Source organism: Bacillus sp. AR8-1 (genome assembly GCF_008042345.1).
Classification (GTDB): domain Bacteria; phylum Bacillota; class Bacilli; order Bacillales; family Bacillaceae_G; genus Bacillus_A; species Bacillus_A cereus.
This window is the reverse complement of record NZ_QNUB01000001.1, coordinates 19,111-42,259: the sequence shown is the minus strand read 5'-3', so window position 1 is coordinate 42,259 and position 23,149 is coordinate 19,111. Positions and strand designations below refer to the sequence as shown.

Here is a 23,149-nt window from a genome sequence, read left to right as displayed (position 1 = left end):
AAATGGGAGACGTTATTGATATATATGGTTTATCACCTTTGCAAAAAGGAATACTGTTTCATACTTTATACGATCAAGATGATGAACATTCTTTTTCCTATATTGTACAAGTAGGTTTCTTGCTCGGGGGGCAATTGGATGTTGATATTTTTGAAAAGGCTTGGGAATATGTTATTAATCGACATGAGGTTTTACGTTCAGTATTTGTGTGGGAGGAAGTAGAAAAGCCATTACAAGCGGTTTACCAACGTCTTCCTTTTACTATTCATCAAGAGGATTGGAGCACCCATCCACATGAGGAAAGGGCGAAGAAATTACAACAGTTTTTGAATGTAGATCGTAGAAAAGGATTTTTATTGGATGAAGCACCATTGATGAGAGTCACTGCGATTAAAGAAGCAAAAGAGGAAACGAGAATTATCTGGACACATCATCATATTTTGCTAGACGGATGGAGTGTGTCATTGGTCTTTAGTGAAGTGATGGAAGTTTATCTCAAGATGATAAAGGGAGAATTGTTGAATCTTCCTAAATCTCTTCCTTATAAAAAATATATTCAATGGATAAATAAACAAGATCAAAGTCAAGCAGAGGAATTTTGGAAAGAAGAATTAAAAGGGTTCTATGCACCTACTCCATTAGCAATGGAAAGAAAGGATCAAGGACAAGAGAAGGGTTATGGAGAGTGTGCTTATCAAGTATCTGAGGAACTTACTGAGAGTTTACAAAAGTGGGTACGAAATAATCGATTAACGTTGAATACGTTAGTACAAGGTGCATGGGCTTATTTGATGAGTAGGTATAGCGGTGACAGTGACGTCGTATTTGGCGTAACTAGCGCTGGACGTCCTACTGATTTAATAGGAGCAGAGAATATGGTGGGGCTATTTATTAACACATTACCTACCAGAATTCGATTAACGGATAATACATCAGTAGTAGATTGGCTTCGTAAAATACAAATGAAAGAAATGGAACGAAGACAGTATGAGTATAATTCGTTGATAGATATTCAAGGCTGGAGTGAGGTTCCGCGAAATTGCTCCTTATTTCATACCTTGTATGTGTTTGAAAATTATCCAATTCAAGGTGAGAGAAATGATGATTTAAGATTACTAGATGTTAAAAGCACGGAACAAACAAATTATCCTTTAACACTCATTGTAATGCCCGGTAAGAAAATTACTTTAAAGTTGATGTATGATCGAAGCTATTTTAATGAAGAAGCAATAAATCGGATTCAGAATCACTTATTGCAAATATTAATTCAGATGACGAAGAGCCTAGATTCAAAACTATTTGAAATTACTCATTTAACAGAAGAAGAACAAATACAGTTACTAGAGGAATGGAATCATACTCAAGTTAATTATTCGGCTGAAGGCATGATTCATACGATGTTTGAGGAGCAAGTAAAAAAAACACCGGAAGCAATCGCGGCTAGTTACGAAAATGAACAAATTACCTATAAAGAGTTGGAGAAGCGTGCAAATCAGTTAGCTCATTATTTACAAAAGCATGGTGTAGGCCCAGAGTCTCTAGTTGGGGTATATATGGAACGTTCATTACAAATGATGATAGCGTTATTAGGTATTCTAAAATCAGGAGCAGCGTATGTTCCACTTGACCCTACTTATCCAGAGAGTCGACTTCGATATATATTAGAGGATGCTGGAATCGAAGTACTAGTGACGGAAGAGAATTCTAAAAATTTGTTTGTATCTGAAAATATAGAAACGATTTGTATGAATAAAGATTACACTGCAATTGAAAAAGAAGAAACAACCCCATGTATAAGTGGTGTAACAGGAGAAAATTTAGCGTATGTTATGTATACTTCAGGATCTACAGGGAATCCAAAGGGAGTAATGATTGAGCATCATTCAGTAATTAATTATCTAGAATGGATGCAACATAAATATCCGCTTTCTGAAAAAGATGTGGTCTTGCAGAAAACGCCATTCTCATTTGATGTCTCTGTTTGGGAATTGTTTTGGGGCATTCACGTTGGTGCAAGTGTATCTTTCCTACCTCCAGGTGGAGAAAAAGATCCTTCTATTATAGCTGAAGTGATTAAACAACATCAGGTTACTATAGTTCAATTTGTACCTTCGATGTTATCTGTTTTCTTAGATTACTTCAATCATATTGAATTGAACATGAATTGTTCGTCCGTACGCCATGTATTTTCTGGTGGAGAAGAACTAAGTTCAGGGTTAGTTAGACGTTTTCAACAGAAATGGGATTATAGTGGACAAGTGAAATTAACCAACTTTTATGGGCCAACTGAAGCCACTATTTATGTGAATGCATTTGATATTCAGCCTAATCAAGAATTTGTTTCTATTGGGAAGCCAATACAGAACACGCAATTATATGTATTAGACCAAAATCAACGCTTGCAATCAATAGGAACTGAAGGTGAGTTATATATTGGTGGTGTTGGTTTAGCGCGTGGATACTTAAATCGTCAGAATCTTACTGCTGAAAAATTCATTTCGCACCCATTTCAATTGGGGGAACGACTATATCGAACAGGAGATTCAGTAAGATATCTAAATGATGGAAATATAGAATTTATAGGTAGAATGGATCATCAAGTCAAAATGCGTGGTTTTAGGATTGAACTAGGAGAAATTGAAGCAACTTTAGAAAAATGTTCGTTTATTAAAGAGGCTGTCGTATTAGTTAGAGAAGATCGTCCAGGTGATCAACGATTGGTTGCATATGTAATAAGCGATGGAAATACCGAAGAGTGGAGAGAGTATTTACAAAACCAATTACCGAATCATATGATTCCAGCGCACTTTATAGAGTTAGAACATTTCCCGCTTACTCCGAATGGGAAAGTTGACCGAAAGGCCTTGCCAGCACCTGATGAGCAAGCTATTGAAGATTTAAATGTGCTACCTCGGACGCCATCGGAAGAGCTTATTGCCTCGGTTTGGAGTCAAGTGTTAGGAACAGAAAATATTGGCATTCAGGATTCCTTCTTTGAACGTGGTGGGCACTCACTACTTGCTACTCAAATCGTCTCTCGATTGCAAGAACTGTTCCAAATTAAAATTCCATTACGTGAACTTTTCAAGCACGATACAGTGGAAGCATTGGCGAAACGAGTGGATCAGTTACGAAAGGAAGATAAAAAACGAAAGGTTGCTCCTCTTGTACCTATGAAACGAGAAGAAGTTATCCCACTTTCCTATGCGCAGAAACGTCTATGGTTTATTGATCAATTAATGCCAAATAGTGCTATGTACAATATTCATGCAGCGTGTCGCTTAACAGGTAAATGGTCAATTGAAGCATTGGAGGTCGGATGGAATCAATTGTTGGAGCGTCATGAATCATTAAGGACGACAATTCTAGAACAAGAGGGTGAACCTTTTCAACAGGTTCAATCTCATGTGTTCAGGCATATTCCTCAAACGAATCTAACAGATCTTTCTTTGGAAGATAGGGAAAGAGAAATGAAACGCCTTATTCAAAACGAGGCGGAGGAACCATTTCATTTTGGACAAGGTCCTCTGATTCGAACACGAATATTAAAAGTGGACAGGGAAGAATGGGTTCTCATTTGTACGATGCATCATATTATTTCAGATGGATGGTCAATGGGAATCTTACTTGAAGAATGGATGGCTTTTTATGAAGGAGCACTAACCGGAAAACCAGTGGAATTGAAGGAGTTATCTATCCAATATGCAGATTTTGTCATGTGGCAGAAGGAATGGCAAAAAGAGGAGAGTTTGAATCAGCATCTTCAATATTGGAAGGAAGAATTATCTGGGGAACTACCGGTTTTACAATTACCGATGGATCGTCCTCGACCTGCAGTTCAAACCCATCGTGGTGCAAGTCAGTCCTTAATAGTGGCGAATTCCTTACAGGAAAAGCTCAAAGATTTAAGTTTGCAAGAAGGATGCACTTTATTTATGACATTGATGGCAGCGTATCAAAGCTTCCTTTCTCGTTATACAGGACAGGACGACATTATAGTTGGAAGCCCAATCGCTAATCGAAATGTGAAAGAGATTGAGGGATTAATAGGATTCTTTGCAAATACGTTAGTTTATCGAGCTGATTTCAGTGGAAATCCGACGTTCCAAGAACTATTGTCGCAGGTAAGAAAAAAAGCGCTAAAAGCATTCGAGTATCAGGACATCCCATTTGAGAAAGTGGTAGAATCCGTAAAACCTGAACGGAATACAAGTCATTCACCAATATTCCAAACTATGTTTACTTTACAGAATACGAAACAAGAATTTCTTCAGCTATCTGAAAGACAAATGGAACTCATGAAAAGCCATGCTTCTGTTGCCAAATTTGATTTGAGTTTATTTGCTTCTGAGACGGAAGAAGGATTATCACTAACCTTTGAATATAATACTGATTTGTTTAATGATACAACCATTGAACGTATGGCAAGTCATTTTAAACATTGGTTAAATCAAATTGTCTCTCATCCAAAATGTATACTATCAGAACTGAATATGTTATCGAAAGTAGAATATAAGCAACTACTAGAGGAATGGAATGAATCAGCCGTTATAGATATAGAAGATAGTACGATTCATACAATGTTTGAAGAACAAGTGGAAAAAACACCAGAAGCAATTGCAGTAGTGTGCGAAGATGAAGAACTAACATATCGAGAGTTGGACGAACGCTCAAATCAGTTGGCACATTATTTACAAAAAAATGGTGTAACATGCGAATCATTAGTTGGGATTTGCGTTACACGTTCATCCGAGATGATTGTCGGTCTCTTAGGAATTATGAAGGCGGGAGGAGCATATGTCCCAATTGATCCAGCGTATCCGGAAAGTCGACTGCAGTACATTTTAGAAGATGCTCAAATAAAGGTACTGGTGACACAGGAAAAGTTACAACAAAAAATGGTTATACCTACATTCGTCAACGTCATTTGTATTGATCGTAATCGAGCAGAAATAGAACAGGAAGTTACTACGGTATGCACGAGTGAAGTGACGGGCGATAACTTAGCCTATATTATCTATACTTCAGGTTCCACTGGAAATCCAAAGGGAGTAATGATTGAGCACAGGAATACAGTAACAATGATTCATTGGGCGTATCACACGTATTCTCGAAAGGAATTAGCGGGAGTATTAGCTTCAACTTCACTATCTTTTGATTTATCCGTTTTTGAAGTATTTGTTCCCTTAACGATGGGTGGTAAGGTGATTGTCGCTGAAAATGCTCTACATCTAGACAAGTTGTCTACCAAAGGTGTGACTTTGGTTAATACTGTGCCATCGGCAGCAAAGGAACTGGTTCGAGCAAAAACAATTCCTTCTTCAGTAAAGGTAATAAATTTGGCTGGAGAACCGTTACCATATCCGCTTGTTCAAGATTTATACGAGAGAAGTACGATTGAGAAGGTGTTCAACTTATATGGACCGTCTGAAGATACTACGTATTCCACGTATATGGAATTAGAAAAGGGTGTCATGCATAGGGTACCACCAATCGGTAAACCAATCTTCAATACAGAAGTATATGTATTGAGTGCTGAACAAAAAATGGTTCCAATTGGTGTAGTTGGTGAGCTATACATTGGTGGATCAGGGTTAGCACGTGGATATTTAAAACGCCCTGACTTAACGAAAAATCGATTTATACCGCATCCGTTTAAAGAAGACGAGCGAGTATACCGGACTGGAGATCTAGTAAGGTATTTGCCGGATGGAAATTTGGAGTATGTTGGAAGAATTGATCATCAGGTGAAAATTCGTGGATTCCGGATTGAACTAGGAGAAATCGAGGCGGTATTACAAAAGCATACATTAGTTAGCGAAGCTATTGTGATGGTGCGGGAAGATTATCCTGGCGATCCACGTTTGATCGCCTATGTTGTAGGAGACGGGGATGCTCAAAAGTGGCGTGATTATCTCAAGGATCAACTACCAAATTATATGATTCCAGCCTATTTTGTTGGATTAAATGCATTTCCACTCACTCCTAATGGGAAAATTGATAGGAAGGCCTTACCAGCACCAGAGAGACAGGAGATAGCAAGTGGTTATATTGCTCCTCGTACGTCTACGGAAAAAACAATTGTTTCGATATGGCATGAAGTTTTAGGTATGGAAAACATCGGAATTCAGGATTCGTTTTTTGAAATTGGTGGACATTCATTACTTGCTACGCAAGCTGTTTCCAATCTTAAAGAGGCTTTTGGAATCGAGATACCATTGCATGATTTATTTATGTTTCATACGGTGCAGCAATTGGCAGAACAGATTGATCAATTGCTCTATAACAAAAATCAAGAAATGCAGAATGATAGTAAAGAGAATGTAAGTCTTCAAGACTATATTCAAAAAGAAGCAGAAGTCAGTAATGATGAAGAATTACTAGAACTGCTTAAGCAATTAGAAGGGCTATCAGAGGAAGAAGCACATGGGATATTCGAGAGTAATTTGATTGAGGAAGGGGTAAAAAAATGAGAAGTGATTTACTTGCAAAGCTGAGTTCACTTTCTCCTGAGAAGAGAGCATGGCTTCAGAAGCAAATGCAAAAAAAGGAGAATAAAGAAGCACTCCCGTTGTCTTATGCACAACAACGTTTGTGGTTTATGGACAGATTTAACCCAAACAGTTCTTTATATAATATTCCAACAGTATGGCATCTAAAAGGAAATTGGATACCTGAAGCATTAGAGAAGGGATTCAATCGACTCATTGAACGTCATGAATCATTACGAACTGTTTTTAAAGAAGTAGGAGAACAGCCTGTGCAACAAATTGTCGAATTCCTTCCTAGAGCATTACCTGTAAGGGATTACTCTCAACTTCCTCTAGAAGTAAAAGAAAAAGAGGTAGATAGTTTAATTGCGAGAGAAGCGCAAGAACCATTTGATTTAATGAATGGTCCTTTAATTCGTAAGCAGCTTGTTCAATTAGAGAAGGATGAATGGTTATTACTGTGTACGATGCATCATATTATTTCTGATGCTTGGTCCATTGGTATATTCATGAATGAATTACTTGCTTTCTATGAAGAAGAAACGGGCGGAAATCCTGCTAAATTAAGTTCACTATCCATTCAATATGCAGACTTTGCGAAGTGGCAAAAGGAGTGGTTGCAAGGTGATGTGCTAAATCGTCAGCTTACGTATTGGCAGGAAGAATTGTCTGGTGAACTTCCTATCTTACAACTGCCAGTGGATCGACCTCGACCGGTTAAGCAGACTTACTCTGGGGCTACGCATCATGTAATTTTTCCTTATAAATTGCTTAGTCAATTGAAGGATATAAGCCGACAAGAAGGATCTACTTTATTTATGACTTTAATGGCCGCATACCAGAGCTTTCTTGCTCGTTATACAGGACAAAAAGATATTCTAGTTGGTAGCCCGATTGCAAATCGGAACCATAAGGGAGTAGAAGGATTAATTGGTTTCTTTGTTAATACGTTGGTTTATCGATCAGATTTGAGTGGCACCCCTACCTTTCGGGAGATTTTGAACCAAACAAAGAAAAAGGCGTTAAAAGCTTACGAATATCAAGATATACCATTTGAAAAAGTGGTAGAAGCTGTGCAACCTGAACGAAGCATGAGTCATTCCCCTATATTTCAGACCATGTTTACGCTACAGAATATAAAACAAGAACGACTAGATTTGCCTGATAGAAGTATTGAAATGGTAGAAAGTAATATGTCTATTGCTAAATTTGATTTGAGCTTAACTGCCTATGAAGTGGAAGAAGGTCTATTCGTCTCATTTGAATACAACACGGATTTATTTGATAGTAGTACCATTGCACGTATGGCAGGACATTTTGAGAACTGGCTAAATGAAATCACGTATCATCCAGATGAATCATATACAAAGCTGTCAATGTTATCGGATACTGAGCAAAAACAACTCCTAGAAGAATGGAATGATACGGACGTAGTTTATGGTCATGATTGTATGATTCACGAGCTATTTGAGCAACAAGTTGCACGGACACCTGATGCAGTGGCGGTAGTTTATGAGGGTGGAAAGCTAACGTATCAAGAACTAAATGAAAAATCGAATCAATTGGCACATTTTCTACAAAAACGAGGTATCGGACCTGAATCATTGGTTGGTATATGTATTGAACGTTCTCCTGATATGATTATCGGTCTCTTTGGGATTTTGAAGGCAGGTGGGGCTTATGTCCCACTGGACCCAAGTTATCCCGAAAACCGCCTGAGATACATTTTGGAGAATTCACAAATTCAAGTGCTGTTAACAAAAGAGGCACTACAGGACTGGTTACCTAAAGATATTCAAGCAATTTGTTTAGATCGGGATCAAGTAATGATTTCTAAAGAGAGTAATTTAGCTCCGGTGAGTGGAGTAACAGCAAATAACTTAGCCTATATTATATACACTTCGGGTTCGACAGGAAATCCAAAGGGGGTAATGATTGAACATCATTCTGTTATAAATCGCCTACAGTGGATGCAGAAAAAATACCCATTGTCTGAGGAGGATACAATCCTACAAAAGACACCGTTTTCGTTTGATGTTTCTGTCTGGGAATTATTTTGGTGGTCATTTGTAGGAGCACGTGTTTGTTTACTTCCACCAGGAGGAGAGAAAGATCCTGCGGTGATTGAGGAGTATATTGAACGATACCGTGTGTCCACCATGCATTTTGTTCCGTCGATGTTATCTACTTTCTTAGATTATATGGAATTATATAATTCGAAAAGGGATGTATCGTCTTTAATTCAAGTTTTTACTAGTGGAGAAGCGTTAAACACTGAACAGGTTCGCCGGTTTAAGGGGATCTTTTACAATGCTCAGCAAACAAAGTTAATTAACTTGTATGGTCCTACTGAAGCAACTGTGGATGTGACTTATTACGATTGTGATTTAGAAAAAGAACCAATGCTTATTCCGATTGGTCGTCCGATTGATAATACAGAGTTGTATGTGTTAGATCAATATCAACAAGTGGTCCCGATTGGTGTGGCAGGGGAACTTTACCTTGGAGGAGTAGGATTAGCACGTGGCTACTTCAATCGACCGGATTTAACTACTGAACGTTTTATTCCGCATCCCTTTAAGGACGGGGAACGATTATATCGAACGGGTGACTTGGTTAGATATATAAATGATCGTAACTTAGAATATATTGGAAGAATAGATAACCAAGTTAAAATTAGAGGATTCCGAATTGAATTGGGAGAAATAGAAGCAGCTTTACATGATCACTCATCTGTAAAAGAGGCAGTCGTGTTGGTGAAGGAAGATCGACCAGGAGATAAGCAGTTAGTAGCTTATGTAGTGGGTGAAGGGGATACTGGGGAGTGGCGTGAATATCTCAAGAAGCAATTACCACATTATATGGTTCCGGCATACTTTTTCCAAATTGAAGGTATGCCACTTACTCCAAATGGTAAAGTGAATCGGAAAGCATTATTGGAATTAGAAGAACAGTTCATAAGTGAAGATATTACTTCATCACGAACACCAGTGGAGGAGCTCATCGTTTCCGTTTGGAGCCAAGTGTTAGGAATAAAAAATATTAGTGTTCAGGATTCCTTTTTTGAAATCGGTGGTCATTCACTACTAGCTACTCAAGTAGTGTCACGTTTACAGGGAATTTTTCAAATCGAATTACCAGTACGTGAACTATTTGAATATACAACGGTGGAGTCACTGGCAAAGCGATTAGAACAGTTACGTAAAGGAGATAAAAAACGAGAGATTCCGCCACTAATACCAATGAAACGAGGAGAAGCTATTCCACTATCTTATGCCCAACAACGTTTATGGTTTATTGATCAATTTACACCTAATAGTGCCCTTTACAATATGCCAATGGTATGCCGTCTTACAGGGAATTGGCTACTTGAAGCATTGGAAACGGGATGGAATCAACTAATAGAACGTCATGAATCACTGCGGACGGTCTTTCAAGAAGTGAATGGTCAACCCGTACAGCAAATTGAACCGTATGCTTTTCAATCAATTCCGAAAACGGATTTAACTATGCTTTCTTCTGAAGATCAAGAAGAAGAAGTTAAACGTTTAATTCAACAAGAAACAGAAGTGCCATTTGATTTAACAGAGGGTCCATTAATCAGGACAAGTATTTTGCACGTGGGAGAGGAAGAATGGATACTCCTTTGTACTCTACATCATATCGTTTCAGATGGATGGTCAATGGGAATCCTACTTGAAGAATGGATGGCATTTTATGAGAAAGCAACGGATGGAAAGGTAGCGGAACTTGAACCATTACCGGTTCAATATTCCGACTTTGCTCAGTGGCAAAAAGGATGGCTAAAGGAGGAGGTGCTTGATCAACAACTCCAATATTGGAGGGAAGAATTGTCTGGGGAGCTTCCTGTACTCCAACTTCCTGTGGATCGCCCGCGTCCCGCAATACAAACTCATCATGGGTCGACATACACTATGGTTCTGCCAAGCACGCTACATGATAAATTGAATGAACTTAGTCGAAAAGAAGGGGCTACGCTCTTCATGACGCTTTTAGCTGCATATCAAAGTTTTCTATCTCGTTATACGGGACAAGAAGATATTCTGGTCGGAAGCCCAATTGCGAATCGGAATTATAGAGAAATTGAAGGACTAATTGGTTTCTTCGTTAACACGCTGGTTTATCGAGCTAATTTGAGTGGTAGACCGACATTTCAAGATGTACTGTATCAGGTTCGTCAAAAGGCATTGAAGGCGTATGAATATCAAGATATTCCATTTGAAAAAATTGTAGAAGTTGTGCAACCGGAGCGAAGTACAAGTCATTCGCCAATCTTCCAGACTATGTTCATCTTGCAAAATATGAAACAAGAGTTACCGGTGTTATCTAGTAGAAGTATTGAAATGATAGAAAGCCATAGTCCAATTGCAAAGTTTGATTTAAGTGTAATGGCAGTTGAGACGGAAGAGGGATTACTTTTTACTTTTGAGTACAATAAGGATTTATTCAATGCTACTACTATTGAACGGATGGCAGGACACTTTGAGAAATGGCTACATGAAGTTTCTCATCGCCCACAAAATCCGTTGCATGACCTGAGCATGCTATCAGAACCCGAACGTACTTTGTTATTAGAAACATGGAATGACACTGTAATGGAAATGTCTCATCAGGGTCTTATTTGCGACAGATTTGAGGAGCAAGTAGCAAGGCGTCCGGATGCGATTGCGGTAGTTGATCAAACAAAACAGTGGACTTATGGTGAACTGGATACACAAGCAAATCAGTTGGCAAATGTTTTACGGCGAAAGGGAGTAGCCCCAGAGTCAGTGGTAGGAGTTTATCTTCCGAGGTCAGCTGAGCTAATGGCAAGTTTACTAGGCATTTTAAAAGCTGGTGGAGCTTATGTTGTTTTAGATCCGTTATATCCAAAATCAAGGTTAGAATACATGATTGAAGATGCAGGAATTCAATTTGTAGTGACGGCGGAAGGACAAGAAGGACATTTCGCACACGTCGAAATGGTGAGGTTAGAAGAACTAACAGTGGAAAGCGTAATCGCACCTGCACGTCAAATAAATCCAGAGAACTTAGCCTATATTGTTTATACCTCTGGTTCTACAGGAAAACCGAAGGGTGTCATGGTTGAAAATCGCTCATTAATGAATATGGTTTCTTGGCATCAAGAAGTTTATCATATTTCAGCAGAGGATCGTGCGACTCAGATTGCAGGGGTTGCTTTTGATTCGGCTGTCCAGGAGATTTGGCCGTATCTAACTGCTGGCGCAGCACTCTACTTGTCAACAGAGGAACTGAGAATTAATCCAGAAGCACTAAGGGACTGGCTCATTGATTCACGAATAACAGCTAGTTTTGCACCTACGCCTATTCTGGAAAGACTCTTGAAATTATCTTGGCCAGATAAAACGGATCTTCGTTTTATCATTACTGGTGGGGATCAATTAACGCAGTATCCATCTAGCGATATTCCTTTTGCGGTAATTAATCAGTATGGTCCATCGGAAAATACCGTTGTTACCACAGATTGTTACGTACCTGTAGGGGTGACAACAGGTACGCCATCTATTGGTCGACCGATTGCAAATACAGAAGTTTATGTGTTAGATTCTCATCTTCAGCTAGTACCAATTGGTGTAATTGGAGATCTCTATATTGGAGGGAAGAGTCTTGCACGTGGATATGCTAATCGTCCGGATCTTACAAAGGAAAAATTTATTCCACATCCTTTCAAGTCAGGAGAACGTCTCTATTATACAGGAGACAAAGCAAGTTATCTTTCTGATGGTAATCTCCAGTTCCATGGACGTATAGATGACCAAGTAAAAATTCGTGGTTTCCGGATTGAATTGGGAGAAATAGAAGCTGTTTTGCAGGCACATTCTTCTGTGAAAGAAGCAGTTGTATTGGTACGAGAGGATAATCAAGGTGATAAGAGATTAGTAGCTTATGTAGTTGGTGAAGGAAGTGTCCATGAATGGCGAGAACATCTACAAACACATTTACCAAATTACATGGTTCCAACAAACTTTATTGAGATGGAATTTTTACCACTTACACCGAATGGAAAGCTTGATTTGAAGGCATTGCCTATACTTAGTGAACAATCCGCTGAAAATACTGTATACCCAAGAACTCCGCTGGAAGAACTTATTGCTTCAGTGTGGAGTCAAGTGCTAGGAATAAGAGACATTGATGTTCAGGATTCATTCTTTGAGCTCGGTGGTCACTCTCTACTTGCTACACAAGTGGTCTCACGCTTACAGGAAGTCTTTCAAATCAAATTGCCAGTACGTGAACTGTTCGAATATTCAACGGTCGAAGCATTATCGAAACGAATAGATCAGTTACGTAAGGGGAGCGAAAAACGAGAAATTCCACCATTGATGCCGATGGAACGAGGGGGAAATATTCCACTGTCTTATGCCCAACAGCGCTTATGGTTTATTGATCAATTTGCACCTAATAGTGCACTTTATAATATGCCAATGGCATGCCGTCTTACAGGGAATTGGTTACCTGAGGCATTGGAGTTGGGATGGAATCAGTTGATAGAGCGTCATGAATCTTTGCGGACTGTATTTTATGAAGAGGATGGCCATCCTATGCAGCAGATTCAACCGTACGTTTTCCGTCCGCTTCTGCAAATGGACTTAACTAAGCTTTCATTAGAGGAGCGAGAAAGAAAGTTGGAGCAATGGATTCAAACTGAAGTCGAATCTCCATTTGATTTAGAAAAAGGGCCATTGTTCCGTGGGAAACTCATAAGAATTTCAGAAGAAGAATGGGTTCTTCTGTGTAATATGCATCATATTATCTCAGATGGATGGTCGATGGAAATCTTGCTTCAAGAATGGATGGCATTTTATGAGAATACGATTGGTGAAAAACAAGCAGAGCTGGAACCACTACCAGTTCAATATGCCGATTTTGCTCAGTGGCAAAGAGAATGGTTGAAAGATGAAGTACTATATCAACAACTTGCGTATTGGAAGGAAGAATTATCCGGTGAGTTACCAGTCTTAATGTTGCCAATGGATCGTCCGCGTCCGCCAGTGCAAACCCACCATGGATTAACTCATAATGTTTTGTTATCGCGCTCATTACTGGATAAATTAAACGAACTAAGTCGTCAAGAAGGGGCCACACTTTTCATGACCTTATTGGCATCGTATCAAAGTTTCCTTGCTCGTTATACGGGACAAACGGATATTATTGTTGGCAGCCCAATTGCAAATCGAAATTATCGAGAAATTGAAGGGCTGATTGGTTTCTTTGTCAATACATTGGTTTATCGCGCTGATTTAAGTAATGCACCGGCATTTCAAGAGTTGTTGTCTCAAGTGCGGATAAAAGCATTGAAGGCGTATGAGTATCAAGATGTTCCGTTTGAGAAAATTGTAGAGGTTATCCAACCTGAACGAAATATAAGCCATTCTCCGATTTTCCAAACCATGTTTACTTTGCAAAATACGGGACAGAAGCTACCAGAACTACATGGAAGAAATATAGAAGTAATGGAAAGTAATGCTCCTATCGCTAAGTTTGATTTAAGTTTAACTGCTGCAGAAGTGGAAGAGGGTTTATTACTTACTTTTGTTTATAGAACTGATTTATTTGACAGCTTAACTATTGAATCCATGGCTGAACATTTTGGGAACTGGTTGAATGTAATCGTGGAGAATCCTGATAAATCATTAGCTAAGTTGCCTATATTGTCAGGATTACAGCAAAAACAGTTGGAGGAGTGGAATAATGATGCTGTAGCATATCCACAGGAAAGTACAATTCATCAGCTGTTTAAAGAGCAAGTAAATCGTACACCTGATGCGGTAGCAGTGGTAGATGAAAAACAGCAGTTAACGTATCGAGAGCTGAATGAAAAAGCTAATCAATTGGCCCACTATCTTCAGCAATGCGGGATTGGGAATGAATCATTGGTTGGACTTTGCTTTGAGCGTTCAGTTGAGATGATTGTTAGTATTATGGGGATTTGGAAGGCTGGAGCAGCCTATGTTCCATTAGACCCATCATATCCAGAAAGTCGTCTACGATATATTTTGGAGGACACTGGAATTCAAGTATTAGTTACGAACGAGTCATTGGAAGACTGGATACCTAAAGAAATCAAGATAGTTTGTCTAGATAGGGATCAAGCAATGATTTCACAAGAAAGCATTCTTTCACCAAAATGTGAAGTAACAGGAGAAAACTTAGCGTATGTTATCTATACTTCAGGATCAACGGGGAATCCAAAGGGTGTCTTGATACAGCATCATTCTGTACTAAACTTGTCGCATGGTTTACAAAAAGAAGTTTTCGAACATGAGATACCATCTAACATGCATGTCGGTTTAAATGCGTCAATTGCCTTTGATGCATCTATCCAGCAATTACAAATGCTGCTTTATGGTTCAAGTTTGTATATTATTCCGAATGAAGTACGAAGTGATCCGGAGCAGTTTGTAGCTTATATTAGGGAGAACAAGTTAGAAATCTTTGATATAACACCTTCATTGCTTCAATTACTTATAGATGCCGGATTGTTAGAAACGTGCGATGGCGTTCATGTTCCAAGTAAGGTACTGGTTGGTGGTGAAGCAATTATGCCGTCATTATGGGAACAGCTAGTAGAGACTGATAAAATACAGTTTTATAATGTATATGGTCCTACAGAATGTACGGTTGATGCAACATGCTATCATATCAAAAAAGATAGTAAGAGAGTAACAATTGGGCGTCCATTGCCTAACGTCCAAACTTATGTATTAGATAGTAATAGGTTGCCAGTTCCAGTTGGTGTGATGGGGGAACTTTATATCGGAGGAGCAGGTCTAGCAAAGGGGTACTTGAATCGTCCAGAGTTAACATCCGAACGATTTATTTCTCATCCATTCAAAGAAGGCGAGAGGTTATATAGAACAGGCGATCTTGTGAGATATCTTCCTGATGGTAATATAGACTACTTAGGAAGAATGGATAATCAAGTGAAGATTAGAGGATTTCGAATCGAACTTGGGGAGATTGAGTCGACTTTACAAGAGCATGACTTGGTAAAAGAGGTAGTTGTAATAGTTAGGGAAAATCAGTCGGGAGATAAGAGGTTAGTAGCTTATGTAGTGGGCGAAGGTAGTGTAGAAGAATGGCGAGAGTATCTTAAAACAAAACTGCCAATCCATATGATACCTTCCTACTTTGTCGAAATGAAAGAATTCCCGCTAACCATAAATGGAAAGGTTGATCGGAAATCGTTACCTATACCAGATTATCAAGGAACACAAGAAGGCTACGCGGCCCCAAGAAATGAACGTGAACATAAGCTTTCTATGATTTGGGAACGTGTGCTAGGTTCAAAACGTATTGGTATTTATGATAACTTTTTTGAAATTGGTGGAGATTCAATTCTTAGCATTCAGATTGTCTCTCGCGCAAAGCAAGCTGGTTTACAGTTGACACCAAAACAACTATTTGAACACCAAACGATTGCTGAGTTGGCGCAAGTAGTCAAAGAAGAACAAGGTGTACAAGCTGAACAAGGAATTATAACTGGAGAGACGATACTTACACCTATTCAGCAAAGGTTTTTTGCACAAAATCATCCTAATCCACATCATTGGAATCAATCCATGTTCTTTAGAACGAAAGAAAAATTGGACATAGGATCACTGGAAAAGGCGGCAGGTAACCTTCTACTTCATCATGATGCCCTGCGTTTAAGATATGAACGTTTACCTAATGGGACTTGGGAACAGTGGAATGAAGGAATTGAAGAACAATTGATGCTGACTGTCATTTCATTAGACGAAGTGCCGGAAGCGGATTGGCATGAAGTTATTCAAAAAGAGATTAATGTTGCACAAGAAAGATTGAATTTACATGATGGTCCTTTAATGAGAATGGTGTATTTTGATGAAGGTGAGGAGACTGGCCGATTATTTTGGACAATTCATCACTTAGCCGTGGATGGTGTTTCTTGGCGAATTTTATTGGAAGATTTGCAAACAGCATATACGCAAGCGGTCCAAGGGCAAAAAATTCAATTACCTATGAAGAGTACATCTTTTAAAGAATGGTCGGAGAAATTACATCATTACGCTGAAACTGGAATATCAAAAGAAGTGCTACATTACTGGGAGCAGCAGGTTGAACAAGACGTAGTTATACTGCCAGTAGATGGTACTATAAGTAATCCAGTAAGCGCAGTAACTGAGGAAATTACTGTGGTGTTAAACGAGAATGAGACCCGTATGTTATTGCAAGAGACTTTAAGCACTCACCGTGTCAAAATCAATGAAGTATTATTAGCAGCATTGGTACAAGCTACAGCAGCATGTACGGGACAGCCGATATTAAGCGTAGATTTAGAGGGACATGGTCGAGAAGAGATTATTGAAGATGTTGATTTATCGAGAACCGTGGGATGGTTTACAAGTATTTACCCAGTTCATTTAAATATTACTAATGCTAATACGCCAATTGCAGCATTAAAAGCAGTTAAAGAACAAGTTCGCAAAATTCCTAATAAGGGTGTTGATTATGGGGTGTTGCGTTACATGAACGCAACAATGTGTGAGCCATTAAGCTCCCAATATACACCGTCTATTAGTTTTAACTATCTTGGACAATTTGACCAAATGTTTTCTAGCGATGCAATGTTTATTCCAGAGAACGAATTTAAGCGTTTAGATCATGCTGCCGGTTCCAAGCGATCGCATGTAATTGATGTAATTGGGGTTGTAACGGATGGAAAACTTCAGTTCACTTGGGTATACAATGTTGGACAATTTGCCAAATCAACGATTCAAAGTATTGCACAGAATATGCTATATCAACTGAGTAGATTGATTCAATCTTCAGATAGAGAATCTGCACTGACCATTTCGGATTTTGCAATGGCTAATCTTAGCCAAGAAGGTTTGACAAATGTACTAAACAAAATGCATCGTGGAAAGAACAATCAGATTACTGATTTATATCCACTATCACCTTTGCAAGAAGGTATGATTTTCCACACATTGCATGATCAAGGGGATGAACATGTTGCACCGTATATAGTGCAATTGAGTTTTATGATTCAAGGGGAAATGGATATTCCTACTTTTGAGCAGGCGTGGAAATCTGTAATTCAGCGGCATGAAATTTTTCGTACAGCATTTGTATGGGACGAAATTGAAAAACCTGTACAAGTGGTGTATGAAAATATCCCATTTAAAGTGAACAAAGAAGACTGGCGTACAATGACAAGTGAAGAGATAGCGGAAAAAAGAAAAGTCTTTTTGGCATTAGATCGAAAACAAGCCTTCCAATTTGATGAAGCACCATTGATGCGGGTAACAGTCATTCAAGAAGGTGAGGAAGAATATCGGATTGTTTGGACCCATCACCATATTTTACTGGATGGATGGAGTTTACCATTGGTCTTTAATGAATTACTTACAGTCTATCAGAAGAGAATGAATGGAGAAGCTGTGAAGTTACCTAAGTCCTCACCATATAAGAAATATATCCAATGGTTAAGAGAACAAGATAAGGAGCAGGCGGAACAATTCTGGAGAGAGAAGCTAAAAGGTTTTACTGCGCCAACTTTGCTGGGCTTAGAAAGTAAAGAGGAAGAAAAAGGTTACACAGAGAAGGTTACGTATTTATCAGAAGAGCAGACTCAAGCGTTACAAGGATGGGCGAAACGCAATAAACTTACTTTGAGTACAGTAATTCAAGGGGCATGGGCATATCTCATGAGCCGATATAGTGGAGAAAATGACATTGTTTTTGGTGTAACAAGCTCAGGGCGTTCTACGGAGATTATTGATGTTGAAAACATCGTAGGTCCTTTCATTACAACGTCACCGACGCGAATTCAATTGATGGATGATATAAAATTAATAGATTGGTTGCAGAAGATACAAGAGGAAGAGATAGAAAGAAGACAATATGAGTATGCTTCTTTGACAGAGATTCAGGGGTGGAGTGAAGTTCCTAGAGGAATACCGCTGTTCAATAGTTTATATGTGTTTGAAAATTATCCAGTGAAAGAGGAGTCTTCAGAAAATCTGGAAATTGGTGAATTGGAAGGGGTAGAACAAACCCACTACCCATTAGGGTTAGCTGTAGTTCCAGGAATCCAGTTATCGTTAAAGTTAATGTATGACCGTAGTAAGTTTAATAGAGTAACCATTGAACGAATGCTGGGTCATTTACACCAAGTGTTAATGCAAATGCTCAAAAACATTGATCAAAATCTATCGGAGCTAGTATATATTACGGAAGCTGAACAAAGAAAGCTATTGGAAGAATGGAATAATAATACTATATCCTATCCACGTCAAAATGTAATTCATCAACTATTCGAAGAGCAAGTAAATCGTACACCTGACGCGTTGGCAGTAGTAGATGAAAAACAGCAACTAACATATCGAGAGCTGAATGAAAGAGCTAATCAATTAGCCCATCATTTACAGAAATGTGGAATTGGGACAGAGTCATTAGTTGGCCTCTGCTTTGATCGATCAGTTGAGATGATTGTTGGTCTCATGGGAATTTGGAAGGCTGGAGCAGCCTATGTTCCATTGGATCCATCGAATCCAGAAAGCCGCCTGCAATATATTTTACAAGACACGGGAATTAAAGTTTTAGTTACAAATGAGGTATTACTAGGATGGATACCTAAAGACATCAAGACAGTTTGCCTAGATAGGGACCAAGCAATGCTTTCTCAAGAAAGCAAACTTTCACCAATATGTGAGGTAACAGGGGAAAACTTAGCGTATGTTATCTATACTTCTGGTTCGACAGGGAATCCAAAGGGGGCTTTAGTACAGCACCATTCTGTAATAAACCTATCCTATGGTTTACAAAAAGAAGTTTTCTCACATGACATACCTAGTAATATGCGCGTCGGTTTGAATGCGTCAATTGCCTTTGATGTATCTATTCAGCAATTACAAATGTTGCTTTATGGTTCAAGTTTATATATTATCCCAAGTGAAGTTCGCACTAATCCGGAACAATTTGTGTCCTATATTAGGGAGAATAAATTGGAAATGTTTGATATGACACCTTCATTACTTCAATTACTTATAGATGGAGGATTGCTAGAAATAAGTGCTGATGTTCATGTACCAAGTAAGATATTAGTCGGTGGTGAAGCAATTATGCCGTCATTATGGGAACAGCTAGTAGAGACAGAAAAAATTGATTTTTATAATGTATACGGTCCTACAGAATGTACGGTTGATGCAACATGCTATCATATCAAAAAAGATAGTAAGAGAGTAACAATTGGCCGTCCGTTGCCGAACGTTCAAACTTATGTATTAGATAAAAATTTGTTACCTGTTCCAGTTGGTGTAACAGGTGAGCTATATATTGGGGGTGCAGGTATAGCGAGAGGATACTTGAATCGCCCAGAATTAACAGCAGAGCGATTCATCCGTCATCCATTTAATGAAGAAGAACGTTTATATCGTACGGGAGATTTGGTTCGTTATTTACCTGATGGTAATTTAGATTACTTGAGAAGAATTGATAATCAAGTGAAAATTAGGGGCTTTCGTATTGAACTTGAAGAGATTGAAGCGAGTATAGAGAGGCATCCATTGGTAAAAGAAGCAGTAGTTTTGGTAACAGAGGATAAATTAGGAGAGCAGAGATTGGTTGCTTATGTAGTTGGAGATGTTAGTATGCATGAGTGGCGTGAGTATCTCAAGACACAAGTACCAAATTATATGGTTCCCGCTCACTTTATTAAGGTAGACGAGATTCCTCTTACAACAAATGGCAAAGTTGATCGAAAGGCATTGAACAATTTAACTATTCATAGAGAAAATAACTTCTCTACACCAATCATTCCAAGGGATGAAATTGAATATCAGTTGATTAAAATCTGGCAGGATGTGTTACAGATAGAAGATGTTTATGTAAATGATGATTTCTTTAATAGAGGAGGACACTCTCTCCTTGTAATTAAATTAGTTTCAAAAATTAGGGAGAAGTTTGGAAAAGAGATTAAGGTGTCTACATTGATTAAGAATCCAACAGTGGAAGGAATCGCATGCCTTATTCGTGATAAGCATGATATGACGAAATCAGTAGCAGCGCTAGTTTCACTACAAGAATCAGAGAAAAGACCTTTCTTCTGCGTTCATCCGTTTATGGGGAATGTATTCTGTTACATTCAACTAGCAAGATTGCTTAAGAGCCATTGTTCATTTTATGGTTTACAGAATCCTCTTATAGAAAAGAAAGAAATTGACGAGTTAACTTTGCCGGAAGTAATTCAACTTTACATCGAAGAAATAAAACGTGTTCAGCCAGAAGGTCCATATCGTCTTGGAGGATGGTCTTTAGGCGGTGCGATTGCTTATGAAATCGCAACTGTACTAAGGAGTCAAGGTGAGGAAGTTGAGTTGTTGATACTAATGGATACTAAAGTACCTTCAGAGCAGGACTATAAAACAACGGAGGATATGCTCTCATATATATATGAGCATTTCATTCCTAGAGATTTTACTGAGCAGGAAGAAGGCCTCTTCCATAAACAAGATATGCTTGTAGAGCGATTAATTATGGAAGGAGTACTCCCGCCTGATGCAGATCTTATCAATTTGAAGCAAGTTATCAATGCTCATAGGAAATGCCTGAATATAATGGCAGAGCATGATTTAATACCATACTCTGGAGAAGTTCTCTACTTTAGTGCTGAGGAAGGAAAAGAGTTGTTTACAGATTGGGGACCTTTATTAAAAGGAAGAGTAAATAAGTATTCTGTCCCTGGATCACATGAGGAAATAGTAGACTTCCCCGCAGTTGAAAAGATAGCTAAGTACCTATTAAATGAATTTGAAGAGATAAAAGAAACATCCCTTTCATTAACTGAAAAGTAGAGAGCGCAAAAGATGCAACGCAATGAACGAAAAGGGGAGACCAATACCTGCATGCATATCAAGTGTAGGGAATAATGAATATATTAAGAGCATTACTTTTTAAGGGGATAATGTAAAAAGTAATTGGTAGAGACATAGAAATCTTTGTAATAGAAGCGAATGCCTGATGATATTACTGAGGAAAGGTGCATATTTTCATTGATATGTAAATATGCACCTTTCCTATTGTATATGCAATTTAGTAATGTGAATTTGAATTTATGTAACGTTCATATATGAAGTAATTCTTTAAAAAAGGACGTGATTTATCATACAAATTCAAGCTGTGAAAATACCAAAGAATATTGAAAGTCATTTGTTTAAGCAACTTAGTAACTTAGTTTCAAATGAGAAGAAAGAACGAATGAAGCGTTTATTAAATTCATGCGACATTAATAGGACCCTGATAGGAGATTTACTAATCCGATCTCTAATCTGCCAAAAGTATAAAATTAATAATGAAGAAATTAGATTTATATATAATGAGTATGGAAAACCTTTTGTTGAAAATTTTTCTGACTTTCATTTTAATCTGTCACATTCAGGAGAATGGGTGATTTGTACTACTGCTAATTTTAATGTGGGTATTGATATAGAAAAGGTTTCAGAGATAGAGGTTCTTAAATTAGCAAAAGAATTTTTTTCAGCGGATGAATTTTATGATATATCTAATATGAATTCTGATGAACAAATTAATTGTTTTTTTGATTTATGGACATTAAAAGAAAGCTATATAAAAACGATTGGAAAAGGGCTTTATACCCCATTAAATTCATTCTCTATAAAAAAAGAATCACGAACTTTAATTTCATACAAGAATATACCTAAAAACTTTTACTTTAAACAATATAACATTGATCCAAATTATAAGTTATCTGCTTGTGCAACAAGGGATGAATTTCCGCAAGAGATAATAATTAAAGACATTTATGCAATTTGCCAAAATATATACAAATTTGAAAGTAAGGAGAAAATCAATGCAGAAGACTAAACTTTTTTGCTTTCCACATGCTGGGGGATCTGCTTTTAGTTACGCAAAATGGAAAAATCACTTTAATCCATATATTGAGGTAGTCCCGATAGAGTTAGCTGGTAGAGGATATAGAATTGAAGAAAACTTGTACGGAAGTATGGAAGAGGCAGTAAATGATGTCTACAATAAAATAGTTATGCAGATAGATGATTCGCCCTACATTCTATTCGGGCATAGCATGGGAAGTTTGATCGCCTATGAAGTAGCCAGAAAAATAAAAGATTCTAAAAACGTATCGCCTGAATTTCTTGTTTTGTCCGGTAGAAATCATCCAAATAGTAAAATAAAAAATATCCGACATAATCTTTCTAATGAGCAATTTAAAAGAGAAGTTATTGCAATGGGAGGTACACCATCTGGGGTACTGCAATCAGAAGAATTAATGGAGATTTTCCTCCCTATTCTAAGAGCAGATTTTAAAATCGTTGAGACGTATATTCATGACAAAAATACACAACCATGTGATATTGATTTTCTTATATTTAATGGGGAAAATGATGAATTTACTACATATGATCAAGTAATAAAATGGGAACGATACACAAGTAAAACGTGTACTTTTCATTCTTTTGAAGGTAATCATTTCTTTCTAAATGAAAATATTGAAGAAATAGCAAATAGTATTATAGGAAAGTTTAATTCTAAAAGATTATCAACTAGTTTTTAGAGATTTTCTTTGATCATCAGACAGTCGTTGGATAACTGGTGAGTTAATTGATGCAATT

At 38.0% G+C, this 23,149-nt stretch carries 4 protein-coding genes; all 4 read left to right on the top strand.

Annotated features, from left to right (window positions below):
* The first annotated feature begins 2 nt into the window (after window positions 1-2).
* The 4 genes from DN400_RS00100 to DN400_RS00085 all read left to right on the top strand — a co-directional run bounded on the left by DN400_RS00100 (window position 3) and on the right by DN400_RS00085 (window position 23,091).
* Window positions 3-6,473, top strand: a complete 6,471-nt coding sequence (locus DN400_RS00100; protein WP_147801463.1) for a non-ribosomal peptide synthetase — start codon at window positions 3-5, stop codon at window positions 6,471-6,473.
* Window positions 6,470-21,352: a non-ribosomal peptide synthetase gene (locus tag DN400_RS00095; protein WP_147801462.1), complete on the top strand. Its 14,883-nt coding sequence runs from the start codon at window positions 6,470-6,472 to the stop codon at window positions 21,350-21,352. Before DN400_RS00100 ends, DN400_RS00095 begins: the two co-directional genes overlap by 4 nt.
* Before the next feature lie 325 nt (window positions 21,353-21,677).
* Entirely contained in the window at window positions 21,678-22,382 is a 705-nt protein-coding gene (locus DN400_RS00090; RefSeq protein WP_097846393.1) for a 4'-phosphopantetheinyl transferase family protein, read from the top strand.
* Window positions 22,369-23,091 carry a thioesterase II family protein gene (locus tag DN400_RS00085; protein WP_001172934.1) on the top strand — a complete coding sequence of 241 codons (723 nt, stop codon included), beginning with the start codon at window positions 22,369-22,371 and terminating at the stop codon, window positions 23,089-23,091. Before DN400_RS00090 ends, DN400_RS00085 begins: the two co-directional genes overlap by 14 nt.
* Window positions 23,092-23,149: the final 58 nt, after the last annotated feature.